This window comes from Photobacterium sp. GB-72, from assembly GCF_003026095.1.
Lineage (GTDB): Bacteria > Pseudomonadota > Gammaproteobacteria > Enterobacterales > Vibrionaceae > Photobacterium.
Genome location: NZ_PYNV01000004.1, coordinates 136432 through 150766, shown reverse-complemented (window position 1 = coordinate 150766; position 14335 = coordinate 136432). Strand labels below are relative to the sequence as shown.

Annotated in this window: 8 protein-coding genes and 1 pseudogene; 3 read left to right on the top strand and 6 right to left on the bottom strand. The window is 44.3% G+C overall.

What is annotated here, in order from left to right:
• Positions 1-117 precede the first annotated feature (117 nt).
• Positions 118-1251, top strand: a complete 1134-nt coding sequence (locus C9J40_RS07290) for a glycerate kinase (protein ID WP_107246349.1) — start codon at positions 118-120, stop codon at positions 1249-1251.
• 83 nt (positions 1252-1334) lie between these two features.
• Here the strand turns inward: C9J40_RS07290 and acnB are convergent, their stop codons facing one another.
• A complete protein-coding gene (gene acnB, locus C9J40_RS07285; RefSeq protein WP_107246347.1) occupies positions 1335-3932 on the bottom strand; it encodes a bifunctional aconitate hydratase 2/2-methylisocitrate dehydratase in 2598 nt (865 codons plus the stop codon).
• 479 nt (positions 3933-4411) lie between these two features.
• Here acnB and C9J40_RS07280 point away from each other — a divergent pair.
• Positions 4412-5032: pseudogene (locus tag C9J40_RS07280) on the top strand (methyl-accepting chemotaxis protein); the annotation flags it as partial.
• Between the two features lie 85 nt (positions 5033-5117).
• Here the strand turns inward: C9J40_RS07280 and lpdA are convergent.
• From lpdA to ampD, 5 genes are all read right to left on the bottom strand, one after another.
• A complete protein-coding gene (lpdA, locus tag C9J40_RS07275; protein ID WP_107206570.1) occupies positions 5118-6548 on the bottom strand; it encodes a dihydrolipoyl dehydrogenase in 1431 nt (476 codons plus the stop codon).
• Between the two features lie 195 nt (positions 6549-6743).
• Positions 6744-8654, bottom strand: a complete 1911-nt coding sequence (gene aceF / locus C9J40_RS07270) for a pyruvate dehydrogenase complex dihydrolipoyllysine-residue acetyltransferase (RefSeq protein ID WP_107246346.1) — start codon at positions 8652-8654, stop codon at positions 6744-6746.
• A 14-nt stretch (positions 8655-8668) separates the two neighbouring features.
• Complete coding sequence (gene aceE / locus C9J40_RS07265; protein WP_107206568.1) at positions 8669-11335, bottom strand: pyruvate dehydrogenase (acetyl-transferring), homodimeric type; 2667 nt, start codon at positions 11333-11335, stop codon at positions 8669-8671.
• 72 nt (positions 11336-11407) lie between these two features.
• Positions 11408-12184, bottom strand: coding sequence for a pyruvate dehydrogenase complex transcriptional repressor PdhR (gene pdhR / locus C9J40_RS07260; protein WP_107246344.1), 777 nt, complete (start codon positions 12182-12184; stop codon positions 11408-11410).
• Positions 12185-12514: 330 nt separating this feature from the next.
• Complete coding sequence (gene ampD, locus C9J40_RS07255) at positions 12515-13060, bottom strand: 1,6-anhydro-N-acetylmuramyl-L-alanine amidase AmpD (RefSeq protein ID WP_107246343.1); 546 nt, start codon at positions 13058-13060, stop codon at positions 12515-12517.
• A 250-nt stretch (positions 13061-13310) separates the two neighbouring features.
• Here ampD and nadC point away from each other — a divergent pair, with 250 nt between their 5' ends.
• On the top strand, positions 13311-14198 hold the full coding sequence (gene nadC / locus C9J40_RS07250) for a carboxylating nicotinate-nucleotide diphosphorylase (protein ID WP_107206565.1): 888 nt from the start codon (positions 13311-13313) through the stop codon (positions 14196-14198).
• Positions 14199-14335 lie beyond the last annotated feature (137 nt).

The window sequence follows — 14335 nt, the reverse complement described above, 5'->3', positions numbered from 1 at the left end:
CAGGATCTACTCAAGAAATGCAACTCAATACCACAAGTAGACGCAAATCGTGCTACACAATGACGTAACCATAACAAAAATGCTCGTATTCCTTCTCTTCGTTTAGAGCTCATTATTATGAAAATTATTATTGCTCCTGATTCTTACAAAGAAAGCTTAACGGCAATGGAAGTGGCTACCGCGATTGAAAACGGTTTCCGCCAAGTATTACCAAACGCTGAATACATAAAGCTTCCCATGGCTGATGGTGGTGAAGGCACAGTTCAATCATTGGTGGATGCTAGCAACGGTCGCATTATTGAGTGCACAGTAACAGGACCGTTAGGCGAACAAGTGAATGGCTTCTTCGGCTTAATGGGGGATGGAAAAACCGCGATTATTGAAATGGCTGCAGCTTCCGGTTTACATCTTGTTAGCCCTGAGCAGCGAAACCCCATGTTAACCAACAGCTTTGGGACTGGTGAATTAATTCTCGCAGCATTAGATAAAGGAGTTGAACACATCATCGTCGGTATCGGTGGTAGCGCAACTAACGATGGTGGTATCGGGATGGCACAAGCGTTGGGGATACGTCTACAGGATGAAAACAACAACCCAATTTGCTTCGGCGGCGGTGCGTTAGCTCGCTTACACCATATTGATATTAGTAATATCGACCCTCGTCTTGCTCAGGTCAAATTAGAAGTTGCCTGTGATGTCGATAACCCACTGTGTGGAGAAAAAGGTGCATCTCAGGTATTTGGCCCACAGAAAGGTGCAACACCTGAGATGGTAGTGCAACTCGATAGCAACCTCGCCCATTATGCAGAAATCATTAAACGCGATTTAGGTACTGATGTAAAAGACATGGCAGGTGCAGGGGCTGCTGGCGGTATGGGAGCTGCTTTACTTGGACTATTTAACGCACAGTTACGCCCAGGGATAGAAATCGTTATGGATGCGGTCAATTTAGCAGATGTATTAAAAGACGCTGATTTAGTGATCACTGGTGAAGGCCGCATTGATAGCCAAACGATTCACGGTAAAACCCCGATTGGTGTGGCACGTACGGCCAAGCGTTTTAACAAACCTGTCATTGGTATTGCAGGATGTTTATCTTATGACTGTGATGTTGTTTATGAGCACGGTATTGATGCGGTATTCAGTGTCGTACCACGCTCGGTAAGTTTAGCTGAAGCACTTGCAGAAGCTGCAATTAACGTTGAGCTCACAGCACGTAATGTCGCAGCGATTTACACCTTAGGTCGCTAATAAAAACTTTTTCCATACCAACAAAAAACGCCTCGAATATTCGAGGCGTTTTTTATTATTTAATCAACAACTAAGCACAATGACTAAGCTGGTTGTTGAATGATCACTTCATCCGCTTTCTTAGTGTAATCTTCCATACGGTGGAAGTTTAAGTAACGGTAAGTATCCGCCGCTGTTGCATCAATTTGTTTCGCGTATTCTAGGTATTCTTCCTTCGTTGGAATACGACCTAAAATAGCGCCAACAGCTGCAAGCTCTGCTGATGAGAGGTAAACATTCGCGCCTGTACCTAAACGGTTCGGGAAGTTACGGGTTGATGTCGACATCACTGTCGCCTTATCTGCAACACGTGCTTGGTTACCCATACACAGTGAACATCCCGGCGTTTCAATACGAACCCCAGCACGACCAAAGATACCGTAGTAGCCTTCTTCCGTTAGCTGATCTTTATCCATCTTCGTTGGTGGTGCGACCCACAAACGTGTATCTAGCTGACCACCAAATTTCTCTAGCAGTTTACCTGCTGCACGGAAGTGGCCAATGTTCGTCATACATGAACCGATAAACACTTCATCAATTTGTGTACCTTGAACGTCAGACAATAAACGCGCATCATCAGGATCATTTGGCGCACATAGAATTGGCTGATTGATATCTGCCAAGTCAATTTCAATCACGTGTGCGTATTCAGCATCGCTATCTGCGGTCATTAGCTCAGGATTGGCTAACCACTCTTCCATCGCAGTAATACGACGCTCAATGGTACGACGATCGCCATAACCTTCAGAAATCATCCACTTCAGCATCACGATGTTTGAATTTAAGTATTCTGCAATCGATTCTTCAGAAAGCTTAACCGTACAACCTGCCGCACTACGCTCTGCCGATGCGTCTGATAGCTCAAATGCTTGCTCAACCGTTAGGTGCTCAACACCTTCGATCTCCAGTACTCGACCAGAGAATTCGTTGATCTTACCTGCTTTCTCAACGGTCAGTAGACCTTGCTGAATCGCGTAGTATGGGATCGCATGAACCAGATCACGTAGCGTGATCCCTTCTTGCATCTCACCTTTAAAGCGAACCAGAATAGATTCAGGCATATCTAACGGCATAACACCTGTTGCCGCAGCAAAAGCGACAAGGCCAGAACCAGCTGGGAATGAAATACCTAATGGGAAACGGGTATGTGAGTCACCACCTGTACCTACGGTATCAGGCAGTAGCATACGGTTTAGCCATGAGTGAATAACACCATCACCCGGACGAAGTGATACACCACCACGATTCATAATAAAATCAGGTAATGTGTGGTGAGTATTAACATCAATCGGTTTCGGATAAGCCGAGGTATGACAGAACGACTGCATCGTAAGTTCAGCAGAGAAACCAAGACATGCTAAGTCTTTTAATTCATCACGAGTCATAGGACCTGTGGTATCTTGCGAACCTACCGTTGTCATCTTAGGCTCACAGTAAGTGCCTGGGCGAACGCCTTCAACACCACATGCTTTACCTACCATCTTCTGCGCTAAAGTATAACCCTTACCGCTATCTTCAACCGCAACAGGACGACGGAAAATATCCGATGATGGTAAACCCAATGATTGGCGCGCACGATCGGTTAGGCCACGACCAATGATCAATGGAATACGACCACCCGCACGTACTTCATCAATCAGCACATCCGTTTTTAGCCCAAAAGTAGACACTAGCTCATCACTTTCGTGACGACGAACTTCACCTTTAAATGGGTACACATCAATCACATCACCCATCGCGAGTTGAGTTACATCAACTTCAATCGGTAGTGCGCCTGCATCTTCCATCGTATTAAAGAAGATAGGAGCGATCTTGCCACCTAAAACATAACCACCCGCACGCTTGTTCGGTACATAAGGGATATCATCGCCCATGAACCAAAGCACAGAGTTAGTCGCAGACTTACGAGAAGAGCCTGTACCTACAACATCACCAACATAAACAAGCTGATGACCTTTTTCTTTTAACGCTTCGATTTGCTTGATCGGACCCACAGAGCCTTGTTGATCAGGCACGATACCTTCACGTTCATTTTTCAGCATCGCAAGCGCGTGAAGTGGGATATCTGGACGAGACCATGCATCAGGTGCTGGTGATAAGTCATCGGTGTTGGTCTCACCTGTGACTTTAAATACAGTCAGGGTGATTTTTTCAGCCAATGCTGGTTTAGATAGGAACCACTCAGCATCAGCCCATGATTGGAGAACTTGCTGAGCAAATACATTGCCTGCTTTTGCTTTTTCTTCTACATCGTAGAACGCATCAAACATCAATAATGTATGAGATAACGCTTTAACTGAAATCGGAGCTAGCGTGTCATCATCAAGCAAAGAAATAAGTGGTTCGATATTGTAACCACCTTGCATTGTGCCGAGTAACTCTGCGGCTTTTTCTTTACTTACGATAGGTGATTGCGCGTCACCTTTAGTGATCGCAGCAAGGAAACCCGCTTTTACGTATGCCGCTTCATCAACGCCCGGGGGAATACGATTTTCTAGTAGATCCAGCAGAACACTTTCTTCGCCTGCTGGCGGATTTTTTAGTAACTCAACAAGAGCGGCAACCTGTTCAGCATCCAATGGTTTAGCAACAACCCCTTCAGCAGCACGCTCTTCGACGTGTTTACGGTAGGCTTCAAGCACGACATATTCCTCATATTACGGTCTGGCACCATAGGCCAAACATCCTTGGAAGTGAGTGATCTCTAGATTCTTATAATCATGTTTTGCTGAACATTGTCAGAGCCAAAACCCTTTAGGAGAGACCAAAACTGTGCAGTATTATACCATTTTTAACGTAAACTTAAAAACTACTGCTTTTTTACAACATTCACATTTTAGGAAAATTCTTTGTTCATAATGTGTAAAGCGATCCTCAATATTTATAACGCATAAAATAAAAGACGCTTGTTTCACATTAGTTTTATTTTCTCTTTTTTAGCTACAGGTCATATTTAGTGACGTAAATCACTAAAGTTTTGTAACAAATTTGCAGATACATAACGGCGTATTTTCATTTCATTGATCAGTATTGCGTTGTCACGTTGTGCATGGTCTGCTCATTTGCTCATAAATATAAGCCGTTTTATGAATTACAAACATTTAAGTATCAAATCCATGATGGTCAAACCGTTGTTGGCGAAGCACGTAATACCATAAATCAACTGTCATCGGATATTAGCCAAGTCAGCGATGTTATTGACTCACTGGCAAGTAATACCCAGTCGATTGGTAGTATTTTAGATGTGATCCGTGGGATCTCAGAACAAACTAACCTACTTGCCCTCAATGCCGCTATTGAAGCAGCACGTGCTGGTGAACAAGGACGAGGGGTTGCGGTCGTGGCCGATGAAGTGCGTAATCTTGCTAGTCGTACTGCCGATTCTACCGACGAGATCCAAGCGATGATCAACCGCCTCCAGCAAGAAGCATCCAATGCCGTGGTTGCGATGGAGCAAAGCCGTCAGCTGTCTGAAAATGGGGTATCAGCTTCTGATCAAGCATCTGTTGCTTTAGTGTCGATTTCTGAGCGTATTAGTTTAATTGCCGATATGAATACCCAAGTGGCTACCGCGACAGAAGAGCAGTCAACCGTGGTACAAGACATTAATTGTAATATTGAAGAGATAAATGAAACCACTCAGCTAACCGCAGAAACAGCCGCGCAATTAGCTGATTCAAGCCAAGCATTACGTCAACTATCACAACGTCCTGATGACATGGTCGGTACGTTTAAGTTGTAACCTGAAATTAAATGTTAGCAATGCTAAACAGCAGACAACAAAAAAGCGCCCTTAGGCGCTTTTTTATTATCATAACAAGTAGTAATTACTTCTTACGCTTTACCGCTTTTGCATTTGGAAGGTCAGTGATAGAGCCTTCAAATACTTCAGCAGCAAGACCTACTGATTCGTGTAGTGTTGGGTGAGCGTGGATAGTTAATGCGATATCTTCAGCATCACAACCCATCTCGATCGCTAGACCGATTTCACCAAGTAGTTCACCACCGTTAGTACCTACGATAGCACCACCGATCACACGGTGCGTGTCTTTGTCGAAGATCATCTTCGTCATACCATCAGCACAATCAGATGCGATAGCACGGCCTGATGCCGCCCATGGGAATGTAGCAACTTCGTAGTTGATGCCTTCCGCTTTCGCTTCTTTCTCAGTCTTACCAACCCACGCAACTTCTGGCTCAGTGTAAGCAATTGAAGGAATAACTTTAGGATCGAAGTAGTGCTTCTTACCAGAAATAACTTCAGCCGCTACGTGACCTTCATGCACACCTTTGTGAGCCAACATTGGTTGACCAACAACATCACCAATTGCGTGAATGTGAGCAACGTTAGTACGCATTTGCTTATCAACGTTAATAAAGCCACGCTCATCAACATTGATACCCGCTTTTTCAGCGTCAATCAGTTTACCGTTTGGTACACGACCGATAGCAACAAGAACAGCATCGTAACGAACAGGCTCAGCAGGTGCTTTTTTGCCTTCCATCGTTACATAAATACCGTCTTCTTTTGCTTCAACAGCTGTTACTTTCGTTTCAAGCATCAGGTTGAATTTCTTCGCGATACGCTTAGTAAATACTTTAACGATATCTTTATCCGCAGCTGGGATCACTTGATCGAACATCTCAACAACGTCGATTTGAGAACCTAGCGCGTGGTAAACCGTACCCATTTCAAGACCGATGATACCGCCGCCCATAACAAGTAACTTCTCAGGAACTTCTTTAAGCTCTAGCGCATCTGTTGAATCCCAAATACGTGGGTCTTCATGCGGAATGAATGGTAGTTCGATTGGGCGAGAGCCCGCCGCGATAATCGCGTTATCAAAGTTAACCGTTGTTGGGCCATCAGCACCTTCAACAACAATGCTGTTAGGGCCAGTAAATTTACCGTAACCGTTCACAACATTAACTTTACGCATCTTAGCCATACCGCCAAGACCGCCAGTTAGCTGAGTAATTACCTTATCTTTCCACAGACGGATCTTATCGATGTCTGTTTGTGGTTCACCAAAAACAACGCCGTGCTCAGCCATTGCTTTTGCTTCTTCGATAACTTTCGCTACGTGAAGTAATGCTTTTGATGGGATACAACCCACGTTAAGACATACACCACCTAGTGTGTTGAATTTTTCAATTAGAACCGTATCTAGACCTAAGTCAGCGCAACGGAATGCAGCAGAGTAACCAGCAGGGCCTGAACCCAACACCACTACCTGGGCTTTAATTTCTTTACTCATTATGACCTCGTTGTAAGTCTTATATCCCTAACAAGCTATCAGGTAACTTTTACGTATTTATATACGTTTATCTTTCAGATGGACAACAAGTCTACAGACCTGTTAACAGAGTGAAAAATAAATTACTGCAGCCTGTGAGCTACACAACAATTCCATGCCTACGCATTGTAGGCATGGCGTTGTGGATGTGAAACCTTAAAGTACTAAACGACGGATGTCTGATAGACAGCCATTTAGGTAAGTGATGAAGCGCGCACCTTCAGCACCATCAATCACACGGTGATCGTATGATAGTGATAATGGAAGTTGTAGACGCGGTTCGAACTCTTTACCGTTCCATACTGGTTTCATTTCAGACTTAGATACACCTAGGATACCTACTTCTGGTGCGTTCACGATTGGTGTGAATGCAGTACCACCTAAGCCACCAAGGCTTGAGATAGTGAAACAGCCGCCTTGCATATCAGATGCAGTTAGCTTACCAGCACGTGCTTTCTTAGAAATAGCCATTAGCTCTTCAGATAGCTCGTAGATACCTTTCTTGTTCACATCTTTAAATACAGGAACAACTAGGCCGTTTGGCGTATCGACTGCGATACCGATGTTCACGTATTTCTTCAGGATCAAGCTCTCGCCATCGTCAGATAGAGAAGAGTTGAATGAAGGGAATGCTTCAAGTGCTTTAGCAGCCGCTTTCATGATGAACACAAGTGGTGTGATCTTCATGCCAGAGTCTTTCTTCGCTTCAATCGCGTTTTGCTCTTTACGGAATGCTTCAAGCGCAGTGATATCTGCGTTATCCCACTGTGTAACGTGAGGGATCATTACCCAGTTACGGTGTAGGTTAGCGCCAGAGATCTTCTTAATGCGAGATAGTGGCTTAACTTCAGTCTCACCAAACTTGCTGAAATCAACTTTCGGCCAAGGTAGTAGACCAAGCGCTGCGCCATCGCCTTTACCTGACGCAGAAGCTGCTGCACCAGACTCAAGACGCTTAAGTGCATCTTTAACGAAGTTTTGTACGTCTTCTTTAAGAACGCGGTTCTTACGGCCAGTACCTTTAACTTTCGCAAGGTTAACACCGAACTCACGAGCTAGACGACGAACAACTGGTGATGCGTGTGCGTATTCGTTGTTTTCAACGAAATCACCTGTTGCAGCAGGCGCTTCAGTTTTTGCTGGAGCCGCCGCAGGTGCTGCTGCAGGAGCAGGCGCTGCCGCTTGAGCCACAGGAGCCGCTGCAGGTGCTGCACCAGCAACCGGAGTGCCAGCCACTTCAAATACCATGATTAGTGAGCCAGTAGAAACCTTATCGCCTTCTGCGATCTTGATTTCTTTAACTGTACCAGCGAATGGTGCAGGCACTTCCATAGAAGCCTTGTCACCTTCAACAGTGATTAGCGATTGCTCTTCTTCCACTGTATCGCCAACAGATACCATGATTTCAGTAACTTCTACTTCGTCACCACCGATATCAGGAACGTTAACTTCTTTCGCTGCAGATGCTGCAGGTGCTGCTGGAGCAGGCGCTGCTGCTTGAGCAACAGGTGCAGAGCCAGCCACCGGAGTGCCGGCCACTTCAAATACCATGATTAAAGAACCAGTAGAAACCTTATCGCCTTCTACAATTTTGATTTCTTTAACTGTACCAGCGAATGGTGCAGGCACTTCCATAGAAGCCTTGTCACCTTCAACAGTAATTAGAGATTGCTCTTCTTCTACTGTATCGCCAACAGATACCATGATTTCAGTACATTCAACTTCATCACCACCGATATCTGGAACATGAACTTCTTTCAGTTCAGCCGCTGCTGCTGGAGCTGGAGCAGCAGGCGCTGCTTCAGCCACAGGAGCAGGTGCAGCTTCAGCTGCACCCTCGGCTTCGAAAATCATGATTAGAGAACCAGTAGAAACCGTGTCGCCTTCAGCAACTTTGATTTCTTTAACGATACCCGCTTGAGAAGCAGGAACTTCCATTGAAGCTTTATCGCCTTCAACAGTGATCAGTGATTGCTCTTCTTCAACCTTGTCGCCAACGCTAACAAGAATCTCAGTTACTTCAACCTCATCCGCACCGATGTCTGGTACATTAATTTCGATTGCCATTTTTAATTTGCCTCTTATGCGTATAGCGGGTTGATCTTGTCAGCGTCGATATCGAACTTAGCAATTGCATCTACAACTACAGCGTTATCAATATCGCCACGTTTAGCGAGTTCAGAAAGTGCAGCAACAACAACGTAGCCAGCATTCACTTCGAAGTGACGACGTAGGTTTGCACGGCTATCAGAACGACCGAAACCATCAGTACCAAGAACCTTGTAAGACTCAGATGGCATGAATGCACGTACTTGTTCTGCGTAGTTCTTCATGTAGTCCGTTGCAGCGATTGCAGGCTCAGAACCCATTGCAGTTGTTAGGTAAGGAACCTTCTTCTCTGCAGTTGGGTGAAGCATGTTGTAACGCTCACAATCTTGACCATCACGAGTTAGTTCGTTGAATGATGTTACAGAGTAAACATCAGACGCTACACCGTACTCTTCACTTAGGATCTGTGCCGCTTTACGTACTTCGTTCATGATAGTACCAGAGCTCATTAACTGAACTTTAGACTTATCACCAGCGTGAGACTCAAGCTTGTAAATACCCTTACGAATACCTGCTTCAGCGCCTTCTGGCATTGCTGGCATTGCGTAGTTTTCGTTCATTACTGTTAGGTAGTAGTAAATGTTCTCTTGATTTTCACCGTACATGCGACGAATACCGTCTTGCATGATAACCGCTAGCTCGTAAGCAAACGTTGGATCGTAAGAGATACAGTTAGGTACTGTGTTTGCAAGAATATGACTGTGGCCATCTTCGTGCTGTAGACCTTCACCGTTCAGTGTTGTACGACCAGCAGTAGCGCCTAGTAGGAAGCCACGTGCTTGTTGGTCACCTGCTAGCCATGCCATGTCACCAATACGTTGGAAACCGAACATTGAGTAGTAGATGTAGAATGGGATCATTGGAAGATCGTTGGTGCTGTAAGATGTTGCAGCAGCAACCCAAGATGCCATTGAACCTAGTTCGTTGATACCTTCTTGAAGTACCTGACCAGATGTTGCTTCTTTGTAGAAAGAAACAATGCCTTTATCTTCTGGTGTGTAAGTTTGGCCATCTGGGTTGTAGATACCAACCTGACGGAACAGACCTTCCATACCGAACGTACGCGCTTCATCACAGATAATTGGCACGATGTTCTTACCGATTGCTTTATCTTTAAGAAGAATATTTAGCGCACGAACATAAGCCATAGTGGTTGAAATTTCACGCTTCTGCTCACTTAGTAGTGGCGCAAATGCATCAAGCTCAGGCACTTTAAATTCTTGAGTAAACTTAGGACTACGCTTAGGTGTGTAACCGTGTAGCGCATCACGACGAGCGTGTAAGTAGTTGTACTCAGCAGAGCCTTCTTCCAGTTTTAGGTAAGGCAGAGCCTTAAGATCTTCTTCAGAGATAAGATCTTGTAGACCTAGACGATCACGTAAGTATTGAACGTGAGTCATGTCCATCTTCTTAACACCGTGAGCGATGTTCTTACCTTCAGCCGCTTCACCCATACCGTAACCTTTAACAGTCTTAGCTAGGATCACCGTTGGCTTACCGCTTGTTTCTTTTGCATTGTTAAATGCTGCAAATAGTTTCGAAGAATCGTGACCACCACGCTTCAGCTCGAAGATTTGCTCATCAGTCATGTCAGAAACAAGTGCTGCAGTTTCTGGGTACTTACCAAAGAAATGCTCACGTACGTAAGCGCCATCTTTAGATTTGAACGTTTGGTAGTCACCATCGATAGTCTCGTTCATAAGCTGTAGAAGCTTACCCGTCGTATCTTTTGCTAGTAGTGCATCCCAGTTGTTACCCCAGATCACTTTAACAACGTTCCAACCAGCACCTTTAAATAGACCTTCAAGCTCTTGAATGATCTTACCGTTACCCATTACTGGGCCGTCTAGACGCTGTAGGTTACAGTTGATAAGGAAACATAGGTTGTCTAGTTTCTCACGCGCAGCGAAAGAAATAGCACCACGTGATTCTGGCTCATCCATCTCACCATCGCCCAAGAACGCGTATACGCGCTGAGCTGAAGTATCTTTAAGGCCACGACCTTCTAAATACTTAAGGAAACGCGCTTGGTAGATCGCAGAAATTGGACCTAGGCCCATAGAAACCGTTGGGAACTGCCAGAATTCAGGCATTAGTTTAGGGTGTGGGTATGAAGGAATACCTTTACCATCAACTTCTTGACGGAAGTTATCTAGCTGCTCTTCAGTTAGACGACCTTCAACAAACGCACGAGAGTAAATTCCTGGAGAAATGTGACCTTGGTAGTAAACCAAATCACCGCCATCAACATCGTTAGGCGCACGGAAGAAGTGGTTGAAACATACTTCGTAAAAAGCAGAAGCAGACTGGTAAGAAGCCATGTGGCCGCCTAAGTCTAAATCTTTCTTAGATGCACGTAGAACGATCATGATTGCGTTCCAACGGATGATAGAACGGATACGACGCTCTAATGTTACATCACCTGGATACGCGGGTTCTTGTGCTGCTGGAATTGTGTTGATGTAGTTTGTGTTTACGCCAGTCGGCATATCTACACCATCTAAACGAGCTTTTTCTAATACTTGCTCAAGTAAGAACTGTGCGCGTTCTACACCTTCTTCACGGACTACTGATTCAAGTGCTTCTAACCAATCTTGAGTTTCCAGTACATCCACGTCACTTTTCATGACTTCAGACATGCGATCTATCCTTTCGTTGATAATCTACTAACAATGTCGCGACTAGGTCTAACTTCGTTTTTAGGTATGAAGTTAAGACTCTAACCCGTCCTTGCGCTGTTGAATCCGACGAAGAGAGCGTTCACGCCTGCTATCTTCACGCGATAAATCCAACAAGGTTTCCTCGATGTAAGCCAAATGTGCGTGCGATGCTTCACGGGCCTTTTCAGGCTCACCAGAAACAATCGCCTGCACAATATTAGCTCGGTGCTTTCTTACTTTCTCCACCACCTCAGGTCGGCGGTTTAGGAGTTCGAAATTTTGTAATACGTTTTGCTCAAGTAGCGGCGCTAAACTACGAATAATATGCAGTAACACCACATTGTGAGCCGATTCTGTTACCGCAATAAGATATTGCATCACCGCGCTAGCTTCTAAGGGTAAATCCCCTTGTTGCTGCGCGTCTTGAATACGCTGATGACAATCGCGAATGCGAACAAAATCTTCTTCGTTACCTCGCAATGCCGCAAAATAAGAGGCTAAGCCTTCTAGTGCATGGCGAGCTTCCAATAAATCTAATTGTGTTTCCGGATGAGTCGCTAATAGATCCAATAAGGGTTCAGAAAAACTTTGCCATAACTTTTCTTTTACGAATGTTCCGCCGCCTTGGCGACGAGTAAGCAAATGCTTTGCTTCTAAACGTTGGATCGCCTCACGAACGGAAGGACGAGAAACATCGAATTGTTTTGCCAACTCTCGCTCTGGAGGTAATTGCTGACCTGGGGACAAAATTCCCTCTAAAATCAAGCGCTCCAATTCCTGCTCAATAGCATCAGAAAGCTTTGGTTGTTTAATGCGTTTATAAGTCATTTTTATCGACGCTTCTTATATTAATCCCGTTTCATAAAGACCGAATCATCGGATAATTGGTATTACCAATTATTTTACCGGGTGAAAGTTTACAGAAATAAATAAAGATGTCCACACGCAACTTGATTGAAATCATAGAACGAAGTTGGTTTTAACAAAAAATTAAACTTTTGACTTATTAATAAAACATTACATATTCAGAGCTAGAAACAGCCAAGCAACGAAAAAGGTGATAGGAAGGAATAAAAAGCAGAGTGATTATGAAAATTGGTCAGACCAATTTGACCAATTTCCATTCGTAAATAAAACTTTAGTCTAATAACTGCCCTTTTAAAGCTGTTTTTTAAACCGTCGCCAATCAAACGATAAACCGGGATCGGTTTTTCGTCCAGGGGCAATAAATTCATGCCCTGTTACACGCTCTCGGGTGATAGCGGGATAACGGCTCATCAAAGATTGAGTCAATTTTGTCAGCATTTGATATTGTTCAGAAGTATACGGCAGGTGCTCTGTGCCTTCTAATTCGATGCCAATTGAAAAGTCATTACACTTATCCCGATCGTCAAACTTTGATACCCCCGCATGCCAAGCACGCTGATTAAAAGGCACAAACTGCACTATTTCACCATCTCGACGGATCAAACAGTGAGCAGAAACACGAAACTGATGAATAATTTCAAAATACGGATCATCTGCAGGGTTTAATTGCCCAGTAAACAGCTGCTCAATATAAGGACCACCAAATTTACCCGGTGGTAAGCTTATATTATGTACCACCAGCAATGACATCTCGTCATGAGGTCTATTATCACAAAAAGGGGATGGCACACGCCTTGCTGTCTGTAACCAATGATCATCGTTAATCAATAACGTCATAATCCATCTTCTATTTACGTGTTACTAAAACCAAATTAGCAGGTAAAGTATCATTAGCTTATATTGAAAAGCCAATTTCCTCTCATCGCTTTTGCCTATCGCAGTAATAGATAGAAACAACCAAATATTTGGTGATTAACATTCGATTAACCCGTATTCACTTTATCCCACTCCTTTCTCACGGTATGATTTGCGCCATCATTCGCAGCACTTTTGCTGCTAAACGCGCAATGGATACAAGAAGACAGATATGGAACACAAACACGATAGCAGTGCCCGCCTCGCTTACCTTAAACAACTTCTCCCAATCGAGATCAGCCGTACTGTTGCCGATACACTTCGCGAAGATTTAGGTGGCGAGATTGATGCCAATCTCGATATTACAGCCAATCTAATTCCTGCCGATAGCCAAGGCGTTGCCACTATTATTACTCGCGAACATGGCGTATTTTGCGGAAAAATGTGGGCTGATGAAGTATTTAAGCAACTCGGTGGCGAAGTCACCATTGATTGGCACGTAGAAGATGGTGATGTGGTTGAGCCTAATCAAACCTTGTGTACCCTATCAGGCCCGTCACGAGCGCTGCTTACCGGCGAGCGTAACGCGATGAACTTTATCCAAACCCTATCCGGTTGCGCGACATTAACAGCTGAATATGTCAAACAGTTAGAAGGCACCAACACTCGCCTACTCGATACCCGTAAAACTGTTCCTTGTCTGCGTAGCGCATTAAAATATGCCGTGACTTGTGGCGGTGGCTTTAACCACCGTATTGGGGTGTTTGATGCTTACCTTATAAAAGAGAACCACATCATTGCTTGTGGTGGTATTGAGCAAGCCATCACTACAGCGAAACAGCTTAACCCCAATAAACCTGTCGAAGTTGAAACCGAAAGTCTTGCAGAGCTAAAACAAGCCATTGAAGCCGGCGCTGATATTGTGATGCTGGATAACTTTACCTTAGCCATGATGCGTGAAGCCGTCGCGTTTAACGCTGGACGTGTGGCATTAGAAAACTCAGGTGATATTACCCTAAGCAATATCCGAGAATGTGCGGAAACGGGGGTAGATTATATTTCGGTAGGCGCACTGACCAAACACGTAAAAGCCATGGATCTTTCCATGCGTTTCAAATAAAGGTGTTCTAAGTAATACACTCAAGCATATAACTTGCCCTAACAGAGTTATATGACGATTTTATTTAACTGACATATCTATTTATAAAGAAAGAGAAGAATAACTACTGATTTTTCTCTTTCTACTTCACATCTTAC